25 protein-coding genes, 1 pseudogene and 2 riboswitches are annotated in these 26,580 nt (G+C 47.7%); of the genes and pseudogenes, 1 reads left to right on the plus strand and 25 read right to left on the minus strand.

The window, feature by feature from the left end; all coding sequences use genetic code 11:
* Positions 1-254: 254 nt before the first annotated feature.
* The 3 genes from FJQ58_RS05225 to greA all read right to left on the minus strand — a co-directional run bounded on the left by FJQ58_RS05225 (position 255) and on the right by greA (position 3,625).
* Positions 255-1,064: a transglutaminase domain-containing protein gene (locus FJQ58_RS05225; protein ID WP_139991382.1), complete on the minus strand. Its 810-nt coding sequence runs from the start codon at positions 1,062-1,064 to the stop codon at positions 255-257.
* A 13-nt stretch (positions 1,065-1,077) separates the two neighbouring features.
* A riboswitch (cyclic di-GMP riboswitch) is annotated at positions 1,078-1,156 on the minus strand.
* A gap of 47 nt (positions 1,157-1,203) precedes the next feature.
* A riboswitch (cyclic di-GMP riboswitch) is annotated at positions 1,204-1,283 on the minus strand.
* Between the two features lie 176 nt (positions 1,284-1,459).
* The gene (gene lysS, locus FJQ58_RS05230) at positions 1,460-2,968 is read right to left on the minus strand and encodes a lysine--tRNA ligase (RefSeq protein WP_420799815.1); all 1,509 of its coding nucleotides are present in this window, start codon (positions 2,966-2,968) and stop codon (positions 1,460-1,462) included.
* A gap of 180 nt (positions 2,969-3,148) precedes the next feature.
* On the minus strand, positions 3,149-3,625 hold the full coding sequence (gene greA, locus FJQ58_RS05235) for a transcription elongation factor GreA (RefSeq protein WP_139991384.1): 477 nt from the start codon (positions 3,623-3,625) through the stop codon (positions 3,149-3,151).
* A gap of 161 nt (positions 3,626-3,786) precedes the next feature.
* On the opposite strand from greA, the gene FJQ58_RS32840 reads away from it, so the two are divergent.
* Positions 3,787-4,044 (plus strand): hypothetical protein, encoded by a 258-nt coding sequence (locus tag FJQ58_RS32840; protein WP_238403829.1) that lies wholly within the window; start codon positions 3,787-3,789, stop codon positions 4,042-4,044.
* On the opposite strand, the pseudogene FJQ58_RS32845 reads toward FJQ58_RS32840, so the two are convergent.
* The 22 genes and pseudogenes from FJQ58_RS32845 to tilS all read right to left on the minus strand — a co-directional run.
* Positions 3,982-4,181 (minus strand): annotated as a pseudogene (locus FJQ58_RS32845) (tRNA-dihydrouridine synthase); the annotation flags it as partial. The gene FJQ58_RS32840 and the pseudogene FJQ58_RS32845 overlap by 63 nt on opposite strands.
* Positions 4,182-4,301: 120 nt before the next feature.
* Positions 4,302-4,514, minus strand: a complete 213-nt coding sequence (locus tag FJQ58_RS05245; RefSeq protein ID WP_139991386.1) for a helix-turn-helix domain-containing protein — start codon at positions 4,512-4,514, stop codon at positions 4,302-4,304.
* Entirely contained in the window at positions 4,466-5,020 is a 555-nt protein-coding gene (gene folK, locus FJQ58_RS05250; protein ID WP_139991387.1) for a 2-amino-4-hydroxy-6-hydroxymethyldihydropteridine diphosphokinase, read from the minus strand. The genes FJQ58_RS05245 and folK overlap by 49 nt, the downstream gene beginning before the upstream one ends.
* On the minus strand, positions 4,998-5,384 hold the full coding sequence (gene folB, locus FJQ58_RS05255; RefSeq protein WP_139991388.1) for a dihydroneopterin aldolase: 387 nt from the start codon (positions 5,382-5,384) through the stop codon (positions 4,998-5,000). Before folB ends, folK begins: the two co-directional genes overlap by 23 nt.
* A gap of 17 nt (positions 5,385-5,401) precedes the next feature.
* Positions 5,402-6,259, minus strand: a complete 858-nt coding sequence (folP, locus tag FJQ58_RS05260) for a dihydropteroate synthase (protein WP_238403823.1) — start codon at positions 6,257-6,259, stop codon at positions 5,402-5,404.
* A 47-nt stretch (positions 6,260-6,306) separates the two neighbouring features.
* A complete protein-coding gene (gene pabC / locus FJQ58_RS05265) occupies positions 6,307-7,197 on the minus strand; it encodes an aminodeoxychorismate lyase (protein ID WP_139991390.1) in 891 nt (296 codons plus the stop codon).
* Entirely contained in the window at positions 7,194-7,775 is a 582-nt protein-coding gene (pabA, locus tag FJQ58_RS05270; RefSeq protein WP_139991391.1) for an aminodeoxychorismate/anthranilate synthase component II, read from the minus strand. The genes pabC and pabA overlap by 4 nt, the downstream gene beginning before the upstream one ends.
* A complete protein-coding gene (locus tag FJQ58_RS05275; RefSeq protein ID WP_202915216.1) occupies positions 7,772-9,376 on the minus strand; it encodes an anthranilate synthase component I family protein in 1,605 nt (534 codons plus the stop codon). The genes pabA and FJQ58_RS05275 overlap by 4 nt, the downstream gene beginning before the upstream one ends.
* Positions 9,377-9,488: 112 nt before the next feature.
* Positions 9,489-10,427, minus strand: a complete 939-nt coding sequence (gene cysK, locus FJQ58_RS05280) for a cysteine synthase A (protein ID WP_139991393.1) — start codon at positions 10,425-10,427, stop codon at positions 9,489-9,491.
* A 126-nt stretch (positions 10,428-10,553) separates the two neighbouring features.
* Positions 10,554-11,537: a peptidylprolyl isomerase gene (locus tag FJQ58_RS05285; protein ID WP_139991394.1), complete on the minus strand. Its 984-nt coding sequence runs from the start codon at positions 11,535-11,537 to the stop codon at positions 10,554-10,556.
* Between the two features lie 17 nt (positions 11,538-11,554).
* Positions 11,555-12,460 carry an Hsp33 family molecular chaperone HslO gene (gene hslO / locus FJQ58_RS05290; RefSeq protein WP_139991395.1) on the minus strand — a complete coding sequence of 302 codons (906 nt, stop codon included), beginning with the start codon at positions 12,458-12,460 and terminating at the stop codon, positions 11,555-11,557.
* Positions 12,460-13,233, minus strand: a complete 774-nt coding sequence (locus FJQ58_RS05295) for a type III pantothenate kinase (RefSeq protein WP_139991396.1) — start codon at positions 13,231-13,233, stop codon at positions 12,460-12,462. The genes hslO and FJQ58_RS05295 overlap by 1 nt, the downstream gene beginning before the upstream one ends.
* On the minus strand, positions 13,230-14,114 hold the full coding sequence (nadC, locus tag FJQ58_RS05300) for a carboxylating nicotinate-nucleotide diphosphorylase (protein ID WP_139991397.1): 885 nt from the start codon (positions 14,112-14,114) through the stop codon (positions 13,230-13,232). The genes FJQ58_RS05295 and nadC overlap by 4 nt, the downstream gene beginning before the upstream one ends.
* The gene (gene nadB, locus FJQ58_RS05305) at positions 14,107-15,720 is read right to left on the minus strand and encodes an L-aspartate oxidase (RefSeq protein ID WP_139991398.1); all 1,614 of its coding nucleotides are present in this window, start codon (positions 15,718-15,720) and stop codon (positions 14,107-14,109) included. Before nadB ends, nadC begins: the two co-directional genes overlap by 8 nt.
* Positions 15,721-15,853: 133 nt before the next feature.
* Entirely contained in the window at positions 15,854-16,792 is a 939-nt protein-coding gene (nadA, locus tag FJQ58_RS05310; protein ID WP_139991399.1) for a quinolinate synthase NadA, read from the minus strand.
* A gap of 505 nt (positions 16,793-17,297) precedes the next feature.
* Positions 17,298-18,260, minus strand: coding sequence for an ABC transporter permease (locus tag FJQ58_RS05315; RefSeq protein ID WP_139991400.1), 963 nt, complete (start codon positions 18,258-18,260; stop codon positions 17,298-17,300).
* Position 18,261: 1 nt separating this feature from the next.
* Positions 18,262-19,344, minus strand: coding sequence for an ABC transporter permease (locus tag FJQ58_RS05320; protein ID WP_139991401.1), 1,083 nt, complete (start codon positions 19,342-19,344; stop codon positions 18,262-18,264).
* Positions 19,345-19,347: 3 nt separating this feature from the next.
* Complete coding sequence (locus FJQ58_RS05325) at positions 19,348-20,892, minus strand: ABC transporter ATP-binding protein (RefSeq protein ID WP_139991402.1); 1,545 nt, start codon at positions 20,890-20,892, stop codon at positions 19,348-19,350.
* Between the two features lie 163 nt (positions 20,893-21,055).
* Positions 21,056-22,105: a BMP family lipoprotein gene (locus FJQ58_RS05330; protein ID WP_139991403.1), complete on the minus strand. Its 1,050-nt coding sequence runs from the start codon at positions 22,103-22,105 to the stop codon at positions 21,056-21,058.
* A 346-nt stretch (positions 22,106-22,451) separates the two neighbouring features.
* On the minus strand, positions 22,452-24,455 hold the full coding sequence (ftsH, locus tag FJQ58_RS05335; protein WP_139991404.1) for an ATP-dependent zinc metalloprotease FtsH: 2,004 nt from the start codon (positions 24,453-24,455) through the stop codon (positions 22,452-22,454).
* A gap of 98 nt (positions 24,456-24,553) precedes the next feature.
* A complete protein-coding gene (gene hpt / locus FJQ58_RS05340) occupies positions 24,554-25,093 on the minus strand; it encodes a hypoxanthine phosphoribosyltransferase (protein ID WP_139991405.1) in 540 nt (179 codons plus the stop codon).
* A 51-nt stretch (positions 25,094-25,144) separates the two neighbouring features.
* Positions 25,145-26,557, minus strand: coding sequence for a tRNA lysidine(34) synthetase TilS (tilS, locus tag FJQ58_RS05345; protein ID WP_139991406.1), 1,413 nt, complete (start codon positions 26,555-26,557; stop codon positions 25,145-25,147).
* Between the last annotated feature and the right edge of the window lie 23 nt (positions 26,558-26,580).

A 26,580-nucleotide genomic window follows, 5' to 3' on the forward strand; every position in this document is an offset into this window, starting at 1 on the left:
TCAGTTTTCAAAGAGCAATCTTTTCTTTCGTGTCGGCCGTGTGTCTCGTTGGCGACCTAGATAATATATCACAGGCGCCTATGGCATTGCAAGCATTATTTTATAAATCTTTAAAAAACTTTTTATAAGCCCTCTGTGACAACCAAACACCCGAATATGTGTTCATATAAGATGATCAACTTCAGTCATTATTTTATCTACGCGCATTAAAAAACGAGCACGCGATAAACGCGTACTCGTTGCATACTTCGATCTTAATATTGCTTCGCCACTGTGTACTTCGATGCTTCTTTAATAAGGTCGATCTTCTTGTTGCCCTTCTTTAAACCAGCATCTACAGTGGTATCGATGATGACCCATTTGCCATCCAGATATACTTCATTCCAAGCATGGTACACATCAACGTAAGTCGATTTTCCCATCATGAGCTTAGTTGGAATATCCAAGCTGCGAAGCATTCCTGCAAACAACGATGCATAACCGTAGCAAATGTCTTTGTTTGTCTTGAAGGTACGGTCAATGCTTGGCAGATAATCAACTGACAAGTTAGCTGCAAGCTTATTGTCGTATTCTACATTTGTAATAATGTAGTCATAAATTGCTTTTACCTTCTCGGCATCGGTCTTCTTATTCTTCGTTAATTCTTTAGCCTTTACGATTGCAAGGCTACTGCTTGTCCACTCAATGTTTTGGATCGAGTTCAGGTATAGAACCTTGCTGTCTTTCAAGCTAAGCTGCACGGTTTCTTTCTTCACTTGTTTATATTTATTGCCTGTTGTATTCTCCAACAGCGATATTGTATATTCACCATTTCCGAGCTGAAGTGGAAAGCTCTCACTTGCTTTCCCTGCAGTCAGGTTGTACGTATAATTAGTTTGCCCTTTAGCGATCATTAGCTTTGTTTTCAACTTGACGTTTACTGGGTATTGTATGGAAACGATACCGTTATCCAGATTGTCCTTATTAAGCCATGCCGTCGGATCAACTCCGCTGGCATTTGCAGGCATTACGTGAATGGAAGAAAACAAAACAAACACTGCGATTAACATCATAAATTTACGCATATACAAACTCCCTTTCGGTAGCTGGCTGCCATCTTTCGGAAGGCCCTTTAGCTTTGCGTCCCTACCTTTCGATAGGTTTGCCATTATCGTTTAAAGCTTGTTGGATAACTTATCCTGAAAACAAAAAAAAGCTTGTCCATTCGGTAGCTGGCTGCCATCTAATCGGAAGGCCCTTTAGCTTTGCGTCCCTATTTTTCAATAGGTTTGCCGTTATCGTGTATCGCTTTATTAGTTCTATTTTATCATATGATTCTAGCAATACAATAGACGTTTTATATAATTATACTCATATTTTGCTAGTTTTTAAGAATTTCTGCTACATATCATCGAAATAAGATAATTTCATATAAAAAAAGAACCGCTGCAGCCAATGCTTTGCGGTTCTTTGCATATGTCTATTCCGCGGAACGTTGATCTCTCATATGAGGGAACAACAGAACGTCGCGAATCGATGGTGAATCTGTAAGCAGCATAATCAAACGATCAATGCCGATTCCTAGGCCGCCCGTTGGAGGCATACCATACTCCAAAGCACGGATAAAATCTTCATCCATTTCATGCGCTTCATCATTACCGTGCTCGCGCTCAAGCAATTGAGATTCAAAGCGCTCGCGTTGATCGATGGGGTCATTCAGCTCGGTGAAGGCATTGGCATGCTCACGCGCTACGATAAACAGCTCGAACCGATCCGTGAAACGAGGATCTTCCTCATTCTTCTTCGCAAGCGGAGAGATTGCAACAGGATGGCCCGTTACGAACGTAGGCTGAATGAGCGTATGCTCGCCAAATTGTTCAAAGAAAGCATTAAGGATATGACCGAATGTCATATGCGGATCAACCGCAACCTTATGCTCTTTCGCTAGGCGATGAGCTTCCTCGTCGCTCATCTCCACGCCAAAATCAACACCCGTAGTTTCTTTAACTAGATCAACCATGGAAACGCGACGCCACTGCGGGGTTAGATCTATTTCCTGGCCTTGGTAAGTAATTTTGGTTGTGCCGAGCACTTCCTGAGCGATATGAGCAATCACATTCTCGGTAAGCGCCATGATGTCTTTGTAATCGGCATATGCTTCATAGAGCTCAATCATCGTAAATTCCGGATTATGGCGTGTTGAAATGCCTTCGTTTCGGTATACGCGACCAATCTCATACACTTTCTCCAAGCCGCCTACGATCAATCGTTTCAAATGAAGCTCAATCGCGATACGCATATACAGCTGCATATCTAGCGCATTATGATGGGTTTCAAATGGGCGAGCTGCCGCTCCGCCAGCGATGGAATGCAAGGTTGGCGTTTCTACCTCAAGATAACCGCGCGAGTCCAAATAACGACGCATCGATTGAATAATTTTGGAACGGGTAATAAAGGTTTGCTGTACGTCCGGGTTTACAATCAGGTCGACATAGCGCTGACGGTAACGAAGCTCAACATCCTTAAGTCCATGGTATTTATCCGGCAAAGGAAGCAAGGATTTCGTCAAAACCTCAATATCCAGCGCCTTAACGGATACCTCGCCTGTATTCGTTTTGAACACAACGCCTGCTACTCCGATAATATCGCCGATATCAAGCAGATCGAAGGCAGCAAACTTATGCTCTTCTACCGTGTCCTTGCGGACATAAATTTGAACCTTCCCGCTCAAATCCTGAATGGTTGCGAAGCCGGCTTTACCCATGCCGCGCTTTTGCATAATGCGGCCCGCTATGCGAACCTCCACGCCTTTTTCAACCAGTTCTTCTTTGCTAAGCTCCTCATAAGCCTTTACAATATCCTTGGCATTATGGGTACGCTCAAATTTCCGGCCAAACGGATCTACGCCAAGCCCTCTAAGCTCGTCCAGTTTGTCTCTTCTTATTTGCAAAAGCTCGCTTAGCTCCTGCTCGTTGTTCTCATGTTCCACTGCTTTCATCTCCTTGATCATTCGGCAAGCATAGGCGACTGTCGCCGATCTTAATGCAGCATACTCCCGCCGACTGGCGAAATCGATATGCTTTTTGCGCCTGAGCTAACTAGATTCTTATAGTTTAAACGTTCAAAAAGCTTCCTACAAGGAAGCTTTCCGATTCGCACATAGCAAGCCTTATTTTTTGATATCGAGAATTTTGTATTGAATAATGCCGACTGGTACGTTAACTTCCACGACTGTGCCAATTTTCTTGCCCAAAATCGCTTTGCCAACCGGACTTTCATTCGATATCTTGTTTTGCAAGGGATCCGCTTCCGCTGTGCCGACAATGGAATACTCCATTTTGTCGCCATACTCCATATCCTCAACCGTTACGATCGAGCCGATGCTAACGGTATCAATATCGATATCATCATTATTTATAATGCGTGCGTTGCGCAGCATCTTCTCTAGGGTAAGCACACGGCCTTCAATGAAGGCTTGTTCGTTTTTGGCATCTTCGTACTCGGAGTTTTCGCTGATATCGCCATAGCCAATTGCCACTTTAATACGCTCGGCAACCTCACGGCGTTTGACCGATTTTAAGTTTTCTAATTCATCTTCGAGCTTGCGCAGCCCTTCTTGAGTCAGAATGATTTGCTTATCGTTCATCTTTCCGATTCTCCTGTCATGTGACTAATTTTTCATACCACGTATGAATTCACTGTTACCTAATATATTACGCTTCCGGTTCATCATACCTCTGTTGTTTGAAGCGCTCTTGATGTGTACGTTAGATTATATTGCACGATTATATTGCAAAGTTACCCCGAATGTCAATCAAAGCCAACCGAGCCATTGAAACCGTTTCATTTGTACCTGCTGCGGCAGAAGCCGCTTCGCAGCGGCTTTTGTCGAACAATGTCGGTTGGCTGATTCCACAAGTAAACCTGCTTAACCGACCGATTGGAATGTCTAGCATCAACCTCTTCGGTTGCACCGGTTTCTTCCATGATAAGCCCCTTACACGCGGCGCACCCAATTACGATAATGTCACAGCCGGCATGCTCAAGCAGGCGCTTAGCATCTGATGGAGAAAAAACGTCGCCATTTCCAATTACGGGAATGGATACCGTTTCCTTAACATCCCTTATAATGTCCCAATTAGCCTTGCCTGTATACAACTACTCGAGTGTCGCCGATAAACGCTGACGGCCTTACTGCCCGCGCGCAACCGCGCGAGGCTAGTACCACTCGCTTCTTCAGCTAGATCTCAACGATTTTGAGCATTCTGCCCCTTGGTCCTCTTCTAATCGTTTATGGTTTAAGGCTCTTATTTCATCCCATGTTATTCACGGTCGTCCAACATAAGTTCCTCGTAGCTAATACCTAACGTCTTGGCGATATGACTTAACAGCTTCGGGTCTGTCTTTCTTGTTCCGCGTTCTAACGAACCGAGTACGGCTACTGATACGCCAAGCACCTTGGCCAGCTCCTGCTGAGTATAGCCCTTCAGTTTTCGAAAGGCTCTGACGCGCTGCGCCAATTGATTATTTTCCATAACGTGATGCCTTCCTTTCCATCCAAAAGCGCCGCGCTGGACGCTGCATTCACCTCAGCATATAGCTGATGCGATTCTTCTATGACATCATGCAGCGGCACAAGCACAAATGACCGCTCCATCATGCGCGGATGCGGCAATGTAAGCTCCTCTAGATCCATTCTGACATTATCATATAGGAGAAGATCGAGGTCAATGGTTCTTGGTCCCCAACGTATTTGTCGAACTCTCCCTAAATCCTGCTCAAAGTCGAGAAGCTGACGAAGCAGCAGCAGCGGAGAAAGTGACGTCCTAATGGCTAATGTCATATTAAGAAATGGCGGCTGGTCCGTGTATCCCACAGGGTCAGTCTCATACATGCCTGATACCTTGTTAACTTCCATCTTGGGATGAGCGTCAATAAGTCCAATAGCGGTGAGCAAAAGCTGCTCCCTGTTTCCCATATTAGAGCCTAATGCGATATAGGCGACACTCCATTCACCGTCAAGCGGGAATTGTTCGTCCATCAGCGTCCCGCTTTCTGCGCAGCTCAACCGTTACTCCATCAAAATGAATGTCAAACGGGGGATGCGGCTTGGTTACTCGAACTGTAACTTCATTTACCATAGTATAAGCTTCCAGTACCTGCGATGCAATGTGACCGGTTAAAGCTTCAATTAGCTTGAAAGGAGGCCCTTCTACGATCGTTTTGGCAAGCGCATGAACTTCCGCATAATTCACCGTACAATTCAAGTCATCCGTCAACGCCGCCTGCTCCAAATCCATGCTTAGCACAATGTCCACATAATACTGCTGGCCAAGCTTGTTTTCTTCCGCAAATACACCATGATATCCGTAAAACTTCATTCCTTTTATCGTCATGTTGTCCATAATGGTTGTTTCCTCTCCTAACGGTTTTGGTTGAAGTAACAAATGGCATCCGTCATCAGCGCAGTCCGTTTGATTGCACGGACATCATGAACGCGCATAATCTGGCAGCCTTGTGCAATGCCAAGAGCCACCGTTGCAGCTGTCCCCTCGACAAGCTCGTCTACGGGTAAATCTAAAGTCTGCTTAATGAATCGTTTGCGGGAGGTGCCTAGAAGCACCGGATATCCAAGCTCATTCAGCTCGGTCAGACGGCCGAGCAGCTCCAGATTGTCTTCGTAGGTTTTGGCAAAGCCTATTCCGGGGTCCAGCCAAATCATTTCATCCGCCACTCCAGCTGCCCGGGCAATGGTAACACTTCCTTGCAGGTCAGAGAGAACATCAGGAACCAAATCATTATAGCTCCGCTCATGACGATTATGGTTAATAATAACCGGGCAGCCGTATTCAGCCGCAATGGCTGCCATATTCGGATCACCTTTTAAACCCCAAATATCATTAATAATGTGCGCTCCAGCCTCCAGCGCCTGACGTGCGGTTTCGGCTTTGTAGGTATCAATGGAAAGAGGAATATGAGGCAGAGCTTGGCGCAATGCCTGGATCACCGGAACAATTCTCCGTATTTCTTCCTCCAGCCCGACCGGCTCGAAACCTGGACGAGTCGACTCACCGCCAATATCCAAAATGTCAGCCCCGGCCTCAACCATCGCGCGAGCGTGTGCAAGCGCAGCTTCCACATTTGTATACTTTCCTCCGTCCGAGAACGAATCAGGCGTTGCATTCAAAATTCCCATGACTAAGGTTCGGCTGCCGAGCTCTATTCTCGAATCATCGCCAAAGTCGTAAATTCTTTTATAATAAATTGGCTGTTGACCCACGGTTGGATCACCCTCCTTCTTCATTTACTCAAATGCTTTTGCTGTATTTATTCATCATAGTCACACTGGCCTTTAGTGTCCTGTCGGTAAAGGGAGAACAGCTGCCTAGTCATTTCCCCCGCTTCCCCATCGCCGATGACAATGCTTCGTCCACTCGCATCCGTCAAGGTAGTGACAGGGACCACTTCCTGAATGGAATTGGTAAGCCATATTTCATCGGCCGACTGCAGCTGCTCCCAGCTGTACAGCCCTTCGTTCACTTGATACCCCGCCTCGGTCGCCAACTCCATCACGCGCTCACGCGTGATGCCAGGCAATATGCCAGTTTCAAGAGCTGGCGTATGGATGACCGAATTTTTAGCAAAAAATAAATTGCTGACAATCCCTTCTGCCAGCCAACCCTCACGTGTTAGCATGATCCCCTCCGCGCCCGGCGAAGCACCACTAGCGAGCAGCTCACGCTTGGCAATAATATTGTTCATATAATGGAGGGACTTGAAGCGAACCTCGCCCTCTGGCGTATTCCGCCTCGTCTGCACGAGCCGCAGCTCCCGTCCGCGCATATGAACCGCATCATTGACAGGCGGCAAGTTCTTCACAAGCATTAACACATTCGGCTGCTCGTAATCACCGGTCGGCAAACCAAGCTCTGCTTCTCCCGCGCTGACAGTCAAGCGTACATATCCGGCCTTCAGTTCGTTGGCAGCGAGAAGATCTTGGATCATATCGGACACTTGCCGCACGCTTGGGCAATTGCGGATACCTAGCTGCTCGCAGCCCCTATACAAACGATTCATATGTCGGTCCAGCAAGTAGGGTCTGCCCTCATAAGTACGGAAGGTTTCGAATAAACCCAATCCGTACAAAAAACCGTGATCATATACAGAGATCACGGCTTCGCTCGCTTCCATGACGGAGCCGTTCAGACCGATTTTCATCGCACTGCGCCCGCCCGATTTTGCAAGAAATTACGAAGCATCGTTAGCCCATGCTCCGTTATAATCGATTCAGGGTGGAATTGCACCCCTTCAATCGGATATTCTTTATGACGCAACCCCATAATTTCGCCCTCTTCCGTCTCCGCCGTAATTTCAAGGCAATCCGGCAGCGTCTCGCGACGTACGATTAGAGAATGGTAGCGAGTAGCGGTGAAAGGTGTAGGCATTCCTGCAAAGATTGATTTTTGATCATGATGAATCGCAGAGGTTTTTCCATGCATCAGTCTCTCCGCACGAACCACTTCGCCTCCGAAGGCTTGTCCAATGGACTGATGGCCCAAACAAACGCCAAATATCGGAATGATTCCTTTAAAATGCTCGATAAGGGACAAGCTAATGCCCGCTTCATTCGGCGAACAAGGCCCAGGAGAGATCAGAATATGATCAGGCGCCAATGCTTCAATGCCTGCAAGGTCGATCTCGTCATTGCGTTTCACTACAATATCTTCGCCAAGCTCACCCAAATACTGAACGAGATTGTACGTAAAAGAGTCATAATTATCGATTACCAGTATCATGTTAAGGCTCCCCCTCTATCCGGCTCCGCAGCATGGTTATGCTCCGCAAACCGTTCACTGTACTGAATGGCCTTCCATAAAGCCTTTGCTTTGCTCAACGATTCTTTGTATTCCCGCTCCGGATCGGAATCAATAACAATTCCCGCTCCTGCTTGAATATGAACAACCCCGTCCTGCAATGCCATGGTTCTAATAATTATATTAAATTCCATATCCCCGTTATAGTCAATCCACCCTAACGATCCGGTATATGGTCCACGGCGTGTCGGTTCCAGCTCCTCGATTATTTCCATCGTACGGATTTTTGGCGCACCCGTAATCGTTCCTCCCGGAAAGGTCGCAGCAATAACATCATAAGCATCTTTTCCGCTAGCCAGTTGACCCTCTACTTGAGACACAAGGTGCATGACATGCGAATACTGTTCAATGACCATTAGCTCTTCGACTTTAACGGTTCCATATTCAGAAATCCGGCCAAGGTCATTTCGCTCCAGATCCACCAGCATAATATGCTCGGCGCGCTCCTTCTCGTTCGAGAGAAGTTCATCGGCCAACTGCCGATCCTCCTCTTCTGTACGGCCACGCCTCCGCGTTCCAGCAATCGGCCTGGTAGCGAGCTTGTTCTCACGCAGCTCAACGAGCAACTCCGGCGAAGCCGATACAAGCTGAAAATCGGGACAGCGCAGGAAACCCATGTAGGGAGAAGGATTAACCAACCTAATCCATTCATACAGCTCTTCTGGCTTAGCTGATATTCTTTTGCTTTGCCTTACAGAGAGGTTAACCTGGAAAACATCCCCTTGCTCAATGTATTGCTGTATACTCCGAACAGCCTCCATATAAGCTTCCTTCGGGAATTTCGAAGTCAGGCCTGCAACGGATTCGACGTCGATTTGCATCAGATCGTCTTCAAGCATTTGTTTCCGCCGCGCCTGAAGTGCATCCGCTTTCTCCTTGACACGAGCCTCGTCAAACCAGGTCAGCCAATAATCGGTCATCCCTTCTGCCCTCGACAATGCACGTTCATATGCAGCATTTAGCTCTTGGGTATCCGCATCCAAATTGATCTTGGTATGAACGGAACAATAGACCTTAGAATCTACATGATCGATAATCCAAAGCTCGTTCATTTGCATGAATAAATAATCGGGGATCGCTCGATCATCCTCTGCCCGTACAGGCAAGCGTTCAATGGTTCGTATAATATCGTAACCCCAGAACCCGGCGCAGCCGCCTATCCACTTGGGCCCTTCCTCAAGCCTTGGTCCAAGCTGGCCGCTCATCCATTCCCTAACGACCTGTAGAGGCTTTCCTTCCCACCGACGCTTAGTCTGCTCCTCAACGGATTCGAATTGCACTGACTCGGCTGACAAGCCTTTGCCACGTATGATACCGTCAGGATGCAGTCCCAAGTAGGTATACCGCCCATCCTTGCCGCTTTCTAGAACAAAAGCATAGGGCGAAGCATCCTGCCACACCTCTTCCCACGAGGCAACGCCTGCTCTCGTATCGATCTGGAAGGGCAATTCCTTCAGCAGCGGCAGCGTCGTATATTTCCGTTCAGCGTGCCACCGAGTCCACTGTTCTAAAGCGGTGACCATCACCTTCAACCCCCGGTTACTTGACTTATTTTGCTCAGTATACAGAATAGCTAAGTAAAAAGAAAGCCTTCCATTCCGGGGAATGAAAGGCTGTCGTATATTCGATCTAAAATTAGTTTTCGAAATTGAAGAGAGGAGTCGACAGGTAGCGTTCGCCATTGCTCGGGATAACAGCAACTACGCGTTTGCCTGCACCAAGCTCTTTCGCCACTTGAAGCGCTGCAAAGATTGCTGCGCCTGAAGAAATACCGCAAAGGATACCCTCTTCTTTGGCTGCACGGCGAGCATATTCGAATGCTTCTTCGTTTTCAACGGCAATTACTTGGTCATACACTTCACGGTTCAAAATATCGGGTACAAAGTTTGCGCCGATACCTTGAATTTTGTGCGCGCCCGGTTTGCCGCCTGACAGAAGCGGTGAAGCAGCTGGTTCTACGGCAACAATTTTGATGCCTTCGAAATTTTTCTTAAGCACTTCGCCTGCTCCAGAAATTGTACCGCCAGTACCGATACCGGCAACGAATGCATCCAATTTGCCATCAAGCGAGTTAATCGCCTCAACGATCTCTGGACCCGTTGTTTCGCGGTGAACCTTCACGTTGGCTTGGTTTTTGAATTGCTGCGGCAGGAAATAATCCGCGTTCGCTTCAGCAAGCTCTTCCGCTTTGCGAACCGCGCCATTCATCCCTTCAGAACCTGGTGTCAAAACTAGCTCAGCACCATAAGCACGAAGCAGGTTGCGACGCTCAATACTCATTGTCTCTGGCATAACAAGGATAGCCTTATAGCCTTTTGCTGCTGCTACAAGTGCTAGTCCGATTCCTGTGTTACCGCTAGTAGGCTCGATAATCGTATCGCCCGGTTTAATAATACCCTCTTGCTCAGCAACCTCAACCATGCTAATTGCGATACGGTCTTTAACGCTGGCACCTGGATTTTGGTATTCAAGTTTCACATAAATTTCTGCGCTGCCCTCAGGTACGAGACGATTCAAACGAACAAGCGGAGTATCACCGATAAGATCTAAAACGCTTTGCACAATTTTGGCCATGGAAATAACTGCCTCCTTATTCCGACTAATTCAGTTGGTTTATTCACTAATTCCATCTTAACAATGTCTTGCATCCGTTGTCAATAGTGAGTTTCTCACTCCAATGCAAACGCCGGCCGGGCTGCACTATTCTACTTTTACTGCATCATATTTTTCCAAAAGCTCATCTTCCGCATCCGTTAATGATTCTGCATGCTCTAAGGCCAGCTGTTTGCGGACCTCATCATACAATTCAGACCCAGATATGCTTGTCGTTACCTGGCGTTCAACCAGGCGGATCACTGCGTACCCGCCTTCTACCTTGATCGGGCCGGCCATTTCAGCAATTTGCAAACGGCTCGCCATCTCCAGCATTTCGCGATTATAGAACGGGTCATCCTCTGCGATCAAGCCTAAATCACCGCCTGTATCTGCCGTAAAGGAATCAATGGAATACGTCCGCGCAAGTACGCTGAAATCTTCGCCTTCCGCAAGCAGCTTCAGCACCGAATTCGCTTCCTTCGCCGTTTCTGTCATGATCCACTGCAGATGAAGCTGAGACCTCGCTTCAAATTCCTCGGGATGATCAGCGATATAGCGCTCAACTTCATCATCTGAAACTTCAATGCTGCGAATCACGATCTTCTCCAGAAGCAGACGGTAGCGAAGGTCCTCAAGCACCTGCTCCTTCGACATGCCCAGCTGTTCCTTCATCACTTCATAGAAACGGGCCTCGCTATCGTAGCCATCCACCATTTTATCCAGCTCACGGTTTTGTTCTTCTGCCGACACGCTTAGCTCGGATGCCTCTGCTTCCATATCAATGACTTTATGCACCATCAATGTACGCAATACCGCATCTCCGTATAGCTTATGAAGTTGTTCCTCCAAATCAGCCAGCGAGATCGTTTCCTTGCCTATTTTCGCAATAATACGTTTGTGATCCGATTGTTCGCCCGAATGTTGGCCGGGCTCGCCCTGTTCTCCCTCGCTGCCCACATTCGTCTGCGGCTGCGGGCCGTGCAAACGGTCGTTTCCGGGGAATACCTTAATGACAACGACTACCGTTAACACGACCATACATACGGCTTGAAGGATGACAACGGCCCTCAGCACCTCGTATTTCCTCATTCCCCTAATGCCTCCGATTATTGGATCGGCTTTGGTTTCGCTTGATCAAGCAGTCTGACTAGCTCTGCCTTTTCAAATGTATACGCTTCGTTGCAAAATTGGCAAACGACTTCCGCTTTTCCGTCTTCATCTATAATTTGTTGCAATTCATGCTCACCCAGGCTGAGAAGCGTCTGCTCCACACGCTCCGAGGAACAGAAGCACTTAAATTTCAATTCCATTGTATCATGAATCTGAAGTTCATTGTCGCCAACGATCCTGCGAAGCAATTCCTCGGGTGATTCCCCTTGATCCAGCAAAGTCGTTACCGGAGGCATAGCGCCTACCGCTTGCTCAAGCCTTGTAATTTCCTCATCTGTAAGCCCTGGCATTAATTGAACGATAAAACCGCCTGCATGCAATACCGAAAGATCGGGATCAACGAGTACGCCAAGCCCTACTGCTGACGGCGTCTGCTCCGAAACCGCGAAATAATAAGTAAAATCCTCCCCCAGCTCTCCCGATACAATCGGAATGCTGCCGCGGTAAGGCTCCTTCATCCCTAGATCCTTGGTGATATGAAGATATCCGCTGCGTCCCACTGCGCCAGCAACGTCAAGCTTGCCTTGCGCATTGCTTGCCAGATGAACCTCCGGATGATCGACATACCCGCGAACTTCACCGTCAGCATTTGCATCTACAACGATTTGTCCGATAGGCCCATCGCCTTTCACTTGAATCGTTAATTTCTCTTGTCCCTTCAGCATGGCACCCATGATGGCACCGGCTGTTAACGTACGGCCAAGTGCAGCTGTAGCCGTAGGAAAAGTACCGTGACGCTGACGTAGCTCCTCAACAAGCTGAGTCGTGCGAGCCGCGAACACTCGAATTTTGCCACCCCATGCCGTCCCTCGCACTAGCACGTCCTTCAGCTGATTCTCCATCATAATCCCTCCTGATTGCGTTCATATATAATTCTTAAGCCTTCCAGAGTCAGAAGCGGATCGACTTCCTCTATCGTTTCCGATTCGGCAGCGATTAACTCTGCCAGGCCTCCAGTAGCAATGACGCGCGGATTGACTCCGAATTCACTGCGAATGCGCTTGACGATACCATCTACTTGGCCTGCGTAGCCAAAAATAATGCCCGCCTGCATTGATGTGACTGGATTACGCCCAATGACGCTCTTTGGCCTCACCAGTTCAATTCTTGGCAGCTTAGCTGCACGCTGATACAAAGCCTCTGTAGAGATGCCAATGCCAGGCACGATCGCACCGCCCAGGTAGTTGCCGCCTTCATCGATATAATCAAAGGTTGTTGCCGTCCCAAAATCGACAACGATTAGCGGGGAGCCGTATTTTACAATACCTGCCACTGAATTTACAATACGGTCAGCACCGACCTCGCGTGGATTTTCATAACGGATATTTAAGCCTGTCTTTACGCCTGGCCCAACGACTAAAGGTGTTTTTTTCAAATACTTATGACATAGCTGCTCCAACGTACGCATTAAAGGAGGCACGACCGACGAAATGATCACGCCATCCATCTGTTCCAGCTTAACCCCAGCATAATGAAACAGATTATGGATGTTCATGCCATATTCATCTTCTGTCGCCGAACGGTTTGTGCTTAATCGCCAATAATGCAAAAGCTCTTTGCCTTTGTATATGCCCAGCACAATATTCGTATTCCCGACATCAATGACGAGGATCAAAGCGATTCCCCACCCTTCTTCGCATTCAAATCCAAACTAATATCAAGCGCATGGAAGGAATACGTTAGTCCGCCTACGGAAATCACATCAACCCCGCAAGCCGCTATCCCTTTTACCGTATCCAGCGTTACGCCGCCAGAGGCCTCAACAATGACATGCGGCGATGCAATCTTTATTCGGGCTACGGCTTCCTTCATCATCGCATGGTCCATATTATCAAGCATAATAATGTCCGCTCCGCATTCCAGAGCTTCATCCACCTGCTTCAGCGACTCTGTCTCAACTTCGATCTTCATCGTATGTGGAATTTTTGTCCGTGCCGCTTCAACTGCCGCACGAATGCCGCCTGAGCCCTTAATATGATTGTCCTTTATCATGACGGCATCATACAGGCCAAATCGATGATTGGCTCCGCCGCCGACCCGGACCGCATACTTCTCCAGTTTGCGGTGTCCAGGGGTCGTCTTGCGCGTATCCACCAGCCGGACAGGCAAGCCCTCAAGCGCATCAATAAACGAACGCGTCTTCGTTGCAATGCCGGATAATCTTTGCATCAGATTTAGGGCCAGCCGCTCGCCGGTCAGCAAGCTATGCGTGCTGCCTTCAACCGTAGCTAGCACTGTACCCTTGTCCACATAATCGCCGTCCTGCACGTTTTCTTCAAATACCAACGTAGAATCAACGACTTCAAATACCAATCGCGCGATTGGAAGCCCAGCTATTATGCCGTTTTCCTTCACATGAATAACCGCTTTCGAACGCGAATCTCTCGGTATCGTTGTCTCCGTCGTAATATCCCCGCTGCCTATATCTTCGGCAAGCCAGCCGCGAATTTGTTCACGGATAGCAGCATCATAACCTCCCGCGGTCCAATCAAGCATCTTTAATCCGCTCCTCCGTCAGTCCATGTAGACGGTGCAATATCGTATGTTTTCTCCACTTCTCGTCATCACGAAGCGGAAAATCCTCCCGATAATGCGCACCGCGGCTTTCCTCGCGCGAGAGTGCGGCTTCCGTAGTCAGAAGCGCGCAGGTCAGCAAATTAGCAAACTCATACTCTTCGCGCTCAGTCAAAATGGATTGATATATCGGCAATTGCCGCTTCAATTCCTCTAGGCCCTTAGCAAGGCTCTTCGCATCGCGGCGCAAGCCTACATATCGCACCATAATTTTTTGCAGCTTAAGCCTTTTTTCCACAACAGCCTGAATCGAGCTGCTGCTTCGCTCCGCCTCATTATCGGAGATCGGCACTGTCATAAGCTCAGTAAGTTCATTAATACGCTTTACGATTCTTCTGCCGAACACGATCGCTTCCGACAACGAGTTGCTGGCAAGCCGGTTAGCACCATGTACGCCAGTAGACGAAACCTCGCCACAGGCGAACAATCGCTTGATATTGGTTTCACCATTTAGATCCGTTTTGACTCCGCCCATCATATAATGCATCGCAGGCGCTACCGGAATCCAGTCCGATGTTAAATCAAGGCCATACTTCAAACAGTATTCATAAATTGTCGGAAAACGATGCTTCACCATGTCTGGTGATTCATGTGTAATATCAATATAGACAAAGGTAGACCTGGTCTCTTCCATCTCGCTGACAATCGCGCGCGCCACAACATCCCTTGGTGCCAGTTCAAGCTGCTCGTGGTAACGATCCATAAAGCGCTCTCCCTTTATATTGCGAAGGTATGCGCCTTCCCCTCTGACCGCCTCCGAAATAAGAAATCTAGGCGCTCCCGGATAGCATAGCGAGGTCGGGTGGAACTGAATAAACTCAACATCCTGTATGTATGCCCCTGCCCGGTAAGCCATCGCTATGCCATCACCAGTAGCAACCTCGGGATTCGTTGTATATCGGTAAAGCTGGCCAGCACCGCCAGAGCTTAAAATGACCGCTTTGCCTTTAACAAACAATCGCTGGCCACCCGGCTTCTGCACAATAGCTCCGCAGCATTCTCCGTCTTGGGTAACGAGATCGATCACAAAATGGTCGTCCCATACCTCGATTTGGGGATTCGCAATCGCCGTTTCTGATAGCGCTCGTACAATTTCAAAGCCGGTCGCGTCGCCGTTTGCGTGCAAGATACGCCGCTGACTGTGCGCGCCTTCCTTCGTTAGAGCAAATTCCCCATTTTCCAGATCGAATTGGGTACCCATCTTAATCAGGCTTCGAACGCCCTTGGGTCCCTCATGAACAAGCACGTCAACCGCTTCGTCCGAGCACAAGCCCGCGCCGGCTACCAGCGTATCTTGACTATGGTAATCTGGAGAATCCTCATCCGAAATGACCGCGGCAATCCCGCCTTGTGCGTATCTTGTGTTGCTGTCCAGCAGTGATTTCTTCGTGATCATCAATACTGAATGATGTTCGCTTGCCCTTATAGCGGTAAAAAGACCGGCAATGCCGGCCCCAATAACGATGACATCTTTTTCAATAACAGGCAGCTCACTCAGCTGCACATCAACTAAATACCTAGGAATCATCAGTGCTCCTCCAAGCGTATACGGCGAAAGCCGACCTTTGGCTGCATTGCTTACGTTTCGCAGTGAAATATAAGCATCATCTATAGCATAGCAATCACTAAATCTTCTATTTCAAACACAGGAGTAGCGCATACTACTTCACGAGTAGCATGCGCTCCAGGGACAAACGGGCTTGATCCGCAACATGCGGCGGCACATAGATTTGAGGCTGCATCGTTTCTAGGCACTTCACGAGCTTCTTCAAATTATTAACCTTCATGTTCGGGCAAACCAAATATTTGGATGCAAAATGAAACGTTTTGCCGGGACTGTCCAAACGCAGCTGGTAGCCAGTTCCGTCTTCGGTACCTACGATAAACTCCTGACAATCGGATTCCTTGCAATATTTAATGATCGCGGTTGTACTGCCTACGAAATCGCCAAGCTCCACCACTTCGGGACGGCACTCTGGATGTACGACAAACTGCGCGTTTGGATATTTTGCTTTCATTTCTTCTACGTCTTTAACGGTAAGCATGTCATGCGTGTTGCAGTAGCCTTCCCAGATAATCATCTTCTTATCGGTATTCTGCTGCACATAATGACCCAAGTTTTTGTCCGGTACCCAGATGACTTCGTCACCCTCAACTGAATTAACAACCTTGACCGCATTAGCCGATGTACACACGATATCCGTCTCCGCTTTAATTTCAGCCGAAGAGTTAATGTAGGTTACGACCTTTGCATTCGGATGTTTCGCCTTTAGCTGACGCAACCCGTCAACGTTAACCATGTCAGCCATCGGGCAGCCGGCACGCTCATCCGGAATGATTACCGTCTTGTTCGGCGCCAAAATTTTAGCGCTTTCGCCCATGAAGTGAACGCCGCAGAAAACGATAACCTCAGCGTCGGTTTGAGCAGCCTTCTGTGCAAGGAGGAAGGAATCTCCGCGAAAATCGGCAACCTCTTGAATTTCATCACGCTGATAATAATGAGCCAAAATAATAGCATTCCGTTCTTTCTTCAACTGTAACAACCGTTCACGCAACTCACGGTTTTGTTCCGCCTTGCGTTCCAGTGCCAGTGCTTCCACAGTAGATCCTCTCCTCTTATGAGGGATGGGGTTACATCCCCATTCCGTTATACGGCAAGCTCAACTTTGTGAATTGATGCACAAACTTAGAAAGTCGCTTACCTATAGTTTAAACCAAAAGGGATAAATTCATTTGATTAAGTTTTAATTTACACGCGGCAGATGCTACTGTCAATCTATTAAAGGCCTTTTTATGGCGGCAACTTGAAATTAATTTTTCTTATACCTGCATCTTGGTCCTATTCAACAAAAAAGAGACTTTATTGCTTCATTTAAGCGAAAACGATTCTCAGTTAGCATTGGGAAAAGTGAATAGAATACTTGATGATTCATGCAGTTTGGATAAGTAAAACTTATAAACAAACGTAAATAACTACGGCTTCCCCAACAAGAGGAAGCTAAGCATATCCCAAAGTAATATAAGGCTGCGTTATCGCGTACAACAAATACATTCTTACAGTCCAAAAAAAGCCTCTCTCCATGACGGAGAGAGGCTTTGCTTCAATTAACGTTTTGCCGGATCATATGGCTGCCCAAGAGCGGAAGGAGCATTCGAGCGACCGACTGCACCCGCAAGAACGATAAGAGTCAAAACATACGGCAGCATGTAGAAAAATTCCGAAGGAATATGCTGCGCGAATTCAAAGCGCTGCATAAAGCTTCTCATCGCTTGCGCAAGCCCGAAGAACATCGCAGCTCCAACGACGCCGAGCGGATTCCACTTGCCGAAGATGAGCGCAGCCAGCGCGATAAAGCCTTGCCCTGAAATCGTATTATGCGCAAAGCTGCTCGTCGTGGTTAGCGTAATCGTAGCGCCACCTAGCCCAGCGAGCGCTCCGCTGAGGAGTACGCCGATATAACGATATTTCGTTACGCTGATTCCGACGGTGTCTGCCGAGCTCGGGTGCTCACCCACTGCACGCAGACGCAAACCGAAAGGAGTGCGGAACAATACAAAATAACTGATACCAGCTAACGCCAGAACGATGTACGTTGTCGGGTAAGCCGTAAAAATGGCTTTCCCAAGCAGCGGAATATCCGACAAATAAGGGATTTTCCATTTGTGAAATACATTTGCAAGCAGCGGCGTTTGACCTGAACCCGCATACAAGCTTTTGGTTAAGTATAGCGATAAGCCCAAGGAAAGAATGTTAATAACGACACCTACAACAGTCTGATCCGCTCGGAAGGTGATTGTTGATATCGCATGAAGAAGAGCAAACAAAGTGCCATAAATGGCTGCTGCTATAAATCCAATCCAAGGCGAAACATTCCCCATGCCTGCTTGTATGGCATATTCGGTAGCGACTGCTGCAGCGAATGCGCCAGACACCATCAAGCCCTCAAGGCCGATATTAACGACGCCGGAACGCTCGGAGTACATTCCCCCAAGTGCCGTGAAAATTAGCGCGGTGGAGAACACGAGCGTTGTATTAATTAGCTGTCCGATGATTTCCAACACGTTCATGCTACACCGCCTCCTTCCGCTTGCTTGCACGTTTATTTAGAAAAGGTTTTAGGAACCATTTTACTAATCCATGCGAAGCAACGAAGAAAATAACGGCGCCAATCACGATGCGGACAACCTCTGGTGGAACGCCCGCCCCAAAGCTCATGCCTGCCGAACCGTAACTCAATCCGCCGAACAGCATGGCGCCAAGCAGAACGCCGATCGGAGTATTGCCCCCAAGAAGCGCTACCGCAATTCCGTCAAAGCCATAGCCAGGCGAAGCAGCCATAACCGTCTGGTTGCCGAAGACGCCTAGAATTTCGAATACGCCGCCAAGGCCGGCAAACACACCGCTGATAAACATGGATTTAACCATGGTTACGTTCACGTTCATCCCTGCGTACAAGGCTGCATCCGGGTTATGTCCAACCGCGCGCAGCTCATAACCTTGCTTCGTACGCCAGAGGACGATATAAAATATAATGACACAAAGAACGGCAACGACCGTTCCCCAGTGCATGCGGGCATTGTCCATCAGCTTGATTAGCCAATCGATCTTCATCATGGCTGAATCATGAATCGGCATCGATTTTTGCTGCCCTTTCTCCACGAGAAACTTCACTACAATAAAGTTGGAGAGGAACAGGGCAATCCAGTTTAGCATGATCGAAGAAATAACTTCGTTTACGCCGCGTTTTGCTTTCAAATACCCTGCAATGCCTGCCCATAAGCCGCCAAACACTGCTCCTGTGATGACAGCAAGCGGGGCATGAATGTACCAAGGAAGATCAAGAAGCACACCAATAATCGTTGCGCCCGTCATCCCCATTACAAACTGACCCTCTACCCCGATATTAAAAAGACCCGTACGGAATGCAAACGATACCGCAAGCCCCGTGAAAATTAAAGGCGTGATCGCCCGGATAGCTTCACCAATGTTATAGGGAGTGCTAAAGAGCTTATCGAGCAGCGAGCTATACGCCAGAATCGGATCATATCCTCCAGCCAGCATGGCAATTGCACCGACAATAAGGCCGAGTACGATTGCAACGATCGGTATGAGGATAGACGATTTAACAAATACCTTTTTTAACGTTTCCATGCGCTATCCCCTTCCCTTTGATACGTCTGCTGCTACCTTATTGCCTGCCATCATGAGACCGAGCTGTTGATCGTCCCTATGCTCAGCGTCAACCTCACCCATCAATCTGCCCTCGTACATGACCGTAATGCGATCCGATAAAGCATACAGCTCATCAAGCTCAAAGGAAACAAGCAAAATTGCTTTTCCTTCGTTTCGTGCTTGAACTAAGCGCTTATGCACATATTCAATGGCTCCGATATCCAAGCCACGCGTCGGCTGCACAGCGATAAGCAAATCCGGGTCTTTATGCAGCTCACGTGCGATAATCGCTTTCTGCTGATTTCCGCCCGACAGCGCGCGTGCAGGAGTATGAATACCGGATGAACGTACGTCAAACTCGTTGACCAGCTTGTCGGACAGCTTGTCCATCGCTTGATAGTCAATGAACATCGACCTGCCAAACTCGGGCTCGAAATACGTGTTCAAAATCATATTCTCACTCACGCTAAAGTCGAGCACTAAACCATGTTTGTGCCTGTCCTCCGGAATATGACCGACGCCTGCAACTGACACTTGCCTAGGCGAGTGGTTCGTCATGTCGCGGCCATTTAGCTTCACGCTGCCTCCATCGACCTTGCGCATGCCCGTAATCGCATAGATGAGCTCGCTTTGGCCGTTTCCATCAACGCCTGCAATGCCGAGAATCTCACCAGCCCGAATATTGAAGCCGACACCATTAAGCGCATTCTTGCCTTGCTCGCCCTTCATTTGCAATGCATCTACGGACAAAATGACTTCACCTGGTTCGCGCTTCGTTTTCTTTACTTCGAAAGAAACGTCTCTGCCCACCATCAGTTCCGCAAGCTGCTGTTCATTGGTCTCTTTGGTCGTAACGGTCTTGATGACCTTCCCGCGCCTAATAACGGTAACCGAATCGGCAAGCGCCATAACCTCTTTCAATTTATGCGTAATAATAATGATCGATTTGCCTTCCGCAGCCAAGTTGCGAATGATTTCAATAAGCTCTTCGATTTCCTGTACAGTCAGTACAGCGGTCGGCTCGTCAAAGATAACGATTTCAGCTCCGCGATACAAGGTTTTCAATATTTCAACACGCTGCTGCGTGCCAACCGTAATATCTTTAATCCGCGATTGCGGATCTACTTTCAGACCATAGCGCTCGGAAATTGCCCGAACCTTTTCGTTAGCTAGCTTGTAGTCAATTTTTATGCCCTTTACCGGCTCATTGCCAAGCACAATATTTTCAGCAACCGTAAACGGTTGTACGAGTTTAAAATGCTGATGCACCATTCCGATACCCAAATCTATCGCTTTAGACGCGCCTTCAATGACGGTCTTCTCGCCGTTAATCCAGATCTCACCTTCATCCGGCTGGTATAAGCCAAATAAAATATTCATTAGCGTCGATTTTCCAGCGCCATTCTCACCTAGCAGCGCATGAATTTCGCCTTTTTTCAATTCAAAATTGATCGAATCGTTGGCCACCAATCCAGGAAACCGCTTTGTAATCCCCTTTAATTGCACAGCCGTCAGGCTCCGGTCCATCCTCATCATCTCCCCGGTTGTTAACGCTATAAAAGCATGACACGTTACTCCTGTATACCTACTTTCTTACATTCAAAAAAAGAACAAAGACCGGCCGAAGCCGGTCTTGTCTGATACATCGACAAACGATCCTCAATCAAAGGATACCTTTGGATGAAGGAAACTATTCAGTCGGCACCTTAATTTCACCGCTAACGATTTTTTCTTTGTATTTCGCAACTTCAGCAAGCACATCTTCCGGAACGTTCTTAGTCGTTGCCGGCAAACCTACTGCGTCATCTTTCAAGCCAAGCTCTTGAACAGTACCGCCAGCAAAATTACCAGCGATCAAGTCTTTGGATACTTTATGAACGGCTGCTTCAACGCCCTTCATCATGGACGTAAGCGTAATTTCGTCGCCGAACTCAAGCGATTGGTCTTTATCTACACCGATAACCCATACGTTGTCGCCATTGTCTTTACGAGCTTTTGCTTCGTTGAATACGCCATTGCCCGTACCGCCAGCTGCGTGGAAAATAATATCTACGCCGCCATCATACATCGTAGCAGCAGCTAATTTACCTAGATCCGGTTTACCGAAATCACCAGCATAGTTTACTTCAACTTTAGCGTCCGCATTAACAGCAGCAACGCCCGCTTTAAAGCCTGCTTCAAACTTTTTGATAACCGGAATTTCCATTCCGCCTACAAAACCAATTTTGTTTGACTTTGTCATCAAACCGGCAACCACACCAACAAGGAAAGATCCTTCATGCTCAGCAAATGTAATCGAAGCAACGTTAGGCGCTTCAATAACGCTGTCAATTACAGCAAGCTTTGCGTCTGGGTTCTCTTTCGCTACTTTGCTAAGCGCATCGTTGAACAAGAAACCGATACCCCAAGTCAAGTTATATCCTTCTTTAACAAAGCTGTTCAGGTTAGGCTCCATATCAGCCTCGCCTTTACTCTCCAAGAATTTTGTTGCTGCGCCAGTCTCAGCCGTTACTTTCTCTAGAGCTTCCCAAGCGCTTTGGTTAAAGGACTTATCATGTACGCCGCCTACGTCAGTAACCATACCGATCTTGAAATCCTTGCCTGTTCCGTCGGATTCTACTTTCGTACCACCGTTTGTATTTGTACCTGAACCGCCCTCATTGTTCTTCGCTCCGCAAGCTGACAACACAAGTGTCAACGCGATCATCATAACGAGCATAAAGCTAAATGTTTTTTTCATGCGTGTTCTCTCCCTTGCTAAAGTTTGGTCAAGCATTGCAACCCCTGTTACCTTCTTATTCTTGCTGATCCTGGCCGCTATTATTTCATTATAGTTACAAAAAATTAAACGTCAATGATTTAATGTCAGCTTAAATGACATTAAATCATTGATTTCGCCTTAATGTAACATTTATGTAATATCGAGACCGAAAAATACAAACCTGAATGTGAGATTTTCTAATTTTCAATAGAGGTTTATAACCGTATTATAGGCTAAATCCGAACATTAATAAAGAAAAAAATAGTCGTCCCGCTACTCTTTACAAGTAGCAGAACGACTATAGCTAGCCATTAACCTCAAAAACCTACTCGTTCTTGTCTGGATCCTCTGGGTTTTCTCTTTTCTCAAGGCTAGGAGGCTTAATCTCATCCTGGTCCCGAGTCTGGATGCGTACCTTAACGTCTCCGACGGTTTCAACAATTGGATCAGCAGCAGACTCCGTTGATACAGAGCCTTCCCCTTCAGAGGATGGACCGCCTTCCAAAGTACCTGTCTCAACCAAACGTTTGATTTGCTCCATTTCAAGCGTTTCTTCGCTAAGCAGCGTCTGAGCAATCAAATGCATTTCCTTGCTCTTCTCTGACAGTAGCTTCTTCGCCCGGTCATAACAACCCGTAATAATGGATTGCATTTCTTGATCGATTTCGTAGGCAATCGCATCGGAATAGTTCTGTTCGTGACCGATATCACGGCCAAGGAATACTTGGCCTTGCGAGCTGCCGAACTGCATTGGTCCGAGCTTATCACTCATACCGTATTCCATAATCATGGCACGCACAATGCTAGTTGCTTGTTTAAAGTCGCTGTAAGCGCCTGTACCGATCTCGCCGATAAACAGCTCTTCCGCAACGCGTCCAGCCAGCAAGCCTGTAATTTTGTCGAGAAGCTCTTGCTTCGTTACTAGCATACGGTCTTCCTTCGGCAGCATAATGACGTATCCGCCAGCACGGCCCCGAGGAATAATCGTAACCTTATGCACCATATCCGCATGTTCGAGGAAGAAGCCAGCAATGGTATGTCCTGCTTCGTGATAAGCGACAATCCGTTTCTCACGCTCGCTGACTACGCGGCTCTTCTTCTCCGTACCCACAATAATCCGGTCAATCGCATCGTCAACCTCAACCATGGCAATATCCTTCTTATTGCGGCGAGCAGCAAGAAGTGCTGCTTCATTCAGCAAATTCTCAAGATCAGCACCGCTGAATCCTGTCGTACGCTTTGCAATAACCTCAAGCTTAACGTCCTTGGCAAGCGGCTTGTTGCGCGCATGCACTTTAAGAACGGCTTCACGGCCTTTCACATCTGGACGGTCAACCGTAATTTGACGGTCGAAACGGCCCGGACGGAGAAGCGCCGGATCCAGAATGTCAGGACGGTTTGTAGCAGCAATAATGATAATGCCTTCGTTAGCGCCAAAGCCGTCCATTTCAACGAGCAATTGGTTGAGCGTTTGCTCACGCTCGTCATGGCCGCCGCCAAGACCGGCGCCGCGCTGACGACCTACAGCATCGATTTCATCGATAAAAATGATACATGGAGCGTTTTTCTTCGCATTCTCGAACAAATCACGGACACGAGAAGCGCCGACACCGACGAACATCTCAACGAAATCGGAACCAGAGATACTGAAGAATGGAACTCCTGCTTCACCTGCCACTGCACGGGCAAGCAAGGTTTTACCTGTACCTGGAGGACCTACGAGCAATACGCCCTTAGGAATACGAGCGCCAACCAGGTTAAACTTGCGCGGATCCTTCAAGAAATCGACGACCTCAACGAGCTCTTGCTTCTCCTCGTCTGCTCCGGCAACATCCTCAAACGTAATCCGCTTCTTTTCATTATCGTAAAGCCGCGCTTTGCTCTTGCCAAAGTTCATCACTTTGCCGCCGCCGCCCTGAGCTTGATTCATCAAGAAGAAGAACAAGACAAAGATAATAATGAACGGGATAATGGAAGTAAGGAATGTAAGCCAAATGCTTGGCTGGTCCATTTCCTTGCTTTCAAGCTGAAAACCAAACTGCTCCTGCCAAGCGAGGATCTTCTCCTCCGCTTTGACGCTGACTCTGGACACGAACTGGTCGCTCTCCGAGCCCGCGGGCTTTGTATTATATTTACCAGACACAAAATAAGTTTGATTCTCGTACTTGACACTCAGTTCCTTGACATTGCCTGATTCAACTGCTGCACGAAGCTCGTCATATCGCAATCCCACTGTTGTGTCATTTTGGCTGCTGATAAATTGAAAAATCCCAACGGTCACCAAAAATATAATTAAATAAAAACCAGTATTACGGATGATCCGATTCATCCCCAACCTCCTCTCAGGCACTTAAAATATTTTACCATAGCATGACTTTCCATAACAATAGAGGTATACGGAGAAGGGCATGTACGGGTGAATCGCTATTATTTTTCGTAGACCTGCGGTTTCAAAATACCAATATAAGGCAAGTTCCGGTATTTTTCCGCAAAATCCAATCCATAGCCTACAACAAACTCATCCGGCAGCGTAAAACCTGTGTAATCTGCCTCCAACTCAACCGTGCGGCGAGCAGGCTTATCAAACAAAGTTACGACCGTCACAGATTTGGAATTACGACGCTCCAGAACATCAATCAAGTAGCTGAGCGTTAGCCCGCTGTCGATAATATCCTCAACGATCAGAACATCACGGCCTTCAACCGAAACATCAAGGTCTTTGATGATTTTGACAACGCCAGAGGATTTCGTGGACTGCCCATAACTGGATACAGCCATAAAATCAAGCTCAAGCGGTACCGTTATTTCCTTCACAAGGTCCGCCATAAAAATAAACGCACCTTTGAGAACGCAAATAACAAGCGGATTACGTCCGCTAAAATCCTTGCTCAGCGTTGCGCCAAGCTCCTTTACCTTCTCGTTGATCTGTTGTGCGTCATACAACACTTCTTGAATATCGTTTTGCAAAGTAAAAATCCCCCTAGGCCTTAACTATGTTTATGAGTGTACCAGTGCCTCTTATTCGTTCTCTGCCCTTATGAACAGCACGTCATTTGTGTTCAGTTCCGTAAGCGCATGATTTGATCTGCGAATACCTGGAATCCAAAGCAAATTCCCCGTTGCATCGAACAGTAATGGATATAGCTCGCGTTTTAGCGGAGCGATTTTCTCATCAACGAACATATCTTGCACTTTTTTTGAACCATTTAATCCTAAAACCTGAATTCTGTCGCCCGGCCTGCGATTTCGCACGACGAGCGGATAAGTTAACTTCGAAGCATCAAAGCAGGCTTCATATCGAGAAGCAGGCTTACGACTGCTAGGAGATGCTGAATAATCGAAGGCAAATGACCACCTGCTTTGCTCCACATCCAAGCTTGCCGTATCCTCTCCAACCTCGTACGCGTAATCTTGCCCATGACCGGGTGAAAGGTTCGCTGTTTGAACCCACCTCATCACCTCATACTCACGCGCACAGCGTATTCCCGCACCGGCATCGATCCGCCATGTTGCTGGCGCAAGGGAGGAAGCGGCGAGCCGCATCGTCTCAATCTGCTCGAAGGATATCTTTTCCGTTTCTTTAGAAAGATAACTTAATATTAGTTTAATCAATCTCCTTTGTAAAGCGACGTGGAGACCATGCAAATCGATGCAGTTAATCGCGCATTCATTGGGGGATAACGTAACGAGCTGCGCAAATAACGCTTCGGTTTGTTTCTCCATCCACTCGTCCTCCGCCCCCGCAACTTCAGCTAAGCGCTGAAGGGATTGTGACAACTGCAGATTATGACGGGATAAATAAGGTAAAATATCTAGCCGAATGATATTTCGGAAATAATGGCGTTCCTTGTTGCTGCTGTCCGTACAGTATGGAACTTGGTGCTCTTCGCAGTAACGCAGAAGGTCTGACTTGTTCATACGAAGCAGCGGCCGGATAAGTTCCACGTTTTTTTCAGATCTTTTGCTAAGCATTCCCGCAAGCCCGGTTAAGCCTGTTCCGCGGATCACGCGCATCAGAACGGTCTCTGCCTGATCATCCGCGTGATGGGCTAGCGCGATCTTAGAGGCACGATATTTAGCCGCTATTTCGCGCAAAAAAGCATACCGTTTCTCGCGAGAGGCAGCTTGACTATTCATACGCGTTTCTTCTATATAAGAAGGCATGTCCAAAGATATACTCTCAAAAACAACCCCCAGCCGCTCGGCAAAAGCCCGTACGACGGCCAGCTCATGCGCCGACTCTTCTACACGAAAGCCATGATTCACATGAGCTGCTATAATCGATAGCTCGCCTTCCTTGGCAACAGAAGATAGCATATGCAGCAGTGCCATCGAATCCGGCCCACCGGATACTGCAATGACGATACAATCGCCAGCGAACCACAGCCTGCGCTCCTCTGCCGTTTTCTCTAGCTCGTATTGCAGATTCATATGTAGATCCTCGCTTTCATTTC

The sequence above is a fragment of the Paenibacillus paridis genome, assembly GCF_006345825.1.
GTDB lineage: Bacteria > Bacillota > Bacilli > Paenibacillales > Paenibacillaceae > Pristimantibacillus > Pristimantibacillus paridis.

Bases quoted from the DNA above. Each gene is read 5' to 3' on its own strand.
- FJQ58_RS32840 (WP_238403829.1), top strand. From the start codon at position 3,787: ATGTCAATCAAAGCCAACCGAGCCATTGAAACCGTTTCATTTGTACCT.
- FJQ58_RS05285 (WP_139991394.1), bottom strand. From the start codon at position 11,537: ATGAGGAAATACGAGGTGCTGAGGGCCGTTGTCATCCTTCAAGCCGTA.
- FJQ58_RS05325 (WP_139991402.1), bottom strand. From the start codon at position 20,892: ATGGACCGGAGCCTGACGGCTGTGCAATTAAAGGGGATTACAAAGCGG.
- folK (WP_139991387.1), bottom strand. From the start codon at position 5,020: ATGGACGAACAATTCCCGCTTGACGGTGAATGGAGTGTCGCCTATATC.
- FJQ58_RS05320 (WP_139991401.1), bottom strand. From the start codon at position 19,344: ATGGAAACGTTAAAAAAGGTATTTGTTAAATCGTCTATCCTCATACCG.
- hslO (WP_139991395.1), bottom strand. From the start codon at position 12,460: ATGGAGAATCAGCTGAAGGACGTGCTAGTGCGAGGGACGGCATGGGGT.
- tilS (WP_139991406.1), bottom strand. From the start codon at position 26,557: ATGAATCTGCAATACGAGCTAGAGAAAACGGCAGAGGAGCGCAGGCTG.
- FJQ58_RS05275 (WP_202915216.1), bottom strand. From the start codon at position 9,376: ATGGTCACCGCTTTAGAACAGTGGACTCGGTGGCACGCTGAACGGAAA.
- FJQ58_RS05315 (WP_139991400.1), bottom strand. From the start codon at position 18,260: ATGAACGTGTTGGAAATCATCGGACAGCTAATTAATACAACGCTCGTG.
- FJQ58_RS05225 (WP_139991382.1), bottom strand. From the start codon at position 1,064: ATGCGTAAATTTATGATGTTAATCGCAGTGTTTGTTTTGTTTTCTTCC.
- folB (WP_139991388.1), bottom strand. From the start codon at position 5,384: ATGGACAACATGACGATAAAAGGAATGAAGTTTTACGGATATCATGGT.
- pabA (WP_139991391.1), bottom strand. From the start codon at position 7,775: ATGATACTGGTAATCGATAATTATGACTCTTTTACGTACAATCTCGTT.
- cysK (WP_139991393.1), bottom strand. From the start codon at position 10,427: ATGGCCAAAATTGTGCAAAGCGTTTTAGATCTTATCGGTGATACTCCG.
- FJQ58_RS05245 (WP_139991386.1), bottom strand. From the start codon at position 4,514: ATGGAAAATAATCAATTGGCGCAGCGCGTCAGAGCCTTTCGAAAACTG.
- FJQ58_RS05330 (WP_139991403.1), bottom strand. From the start codon at position 22,105: ATGAAAAAAACATTTAGCTTTATGCTCGTTATGATGATCGCGTTGACA.
- greA (WP_139991384.1), bottom strand. From the start codon at position 3,625: ATGAACGATAAGCAAATCATTCTGACTCAAGAAGGGCTGCGCAAGCTC.
- nadC (WP_139991397.1), bottom strand. From the start codon at position 14,114: ATGCTTGATTGGACCGCGGGAGGTTATGATGCTGCTATCCGTGAACAA.
- nadB (WP_139991398.1), bottom strand. From the start codon at position 15,720: ATGATTCCTAGGTATTTAGTTGATGTGCAGCTGAGTGAGCTGCCTGTT.
- ftsH (WP_139991404.1), bottom strand. From the start codon at position 24,455: ATGAATCGGATCATCCGTAATACTGGTTTTTATTTAATTATATTTTTG.
- pabC (WP_139991390.1), bottom strand. From the start codon at position 7,197: ATGAAAATCGGTCTGAACGGCTCCGTCATGGAAGCGAGCGAAGCCGTG.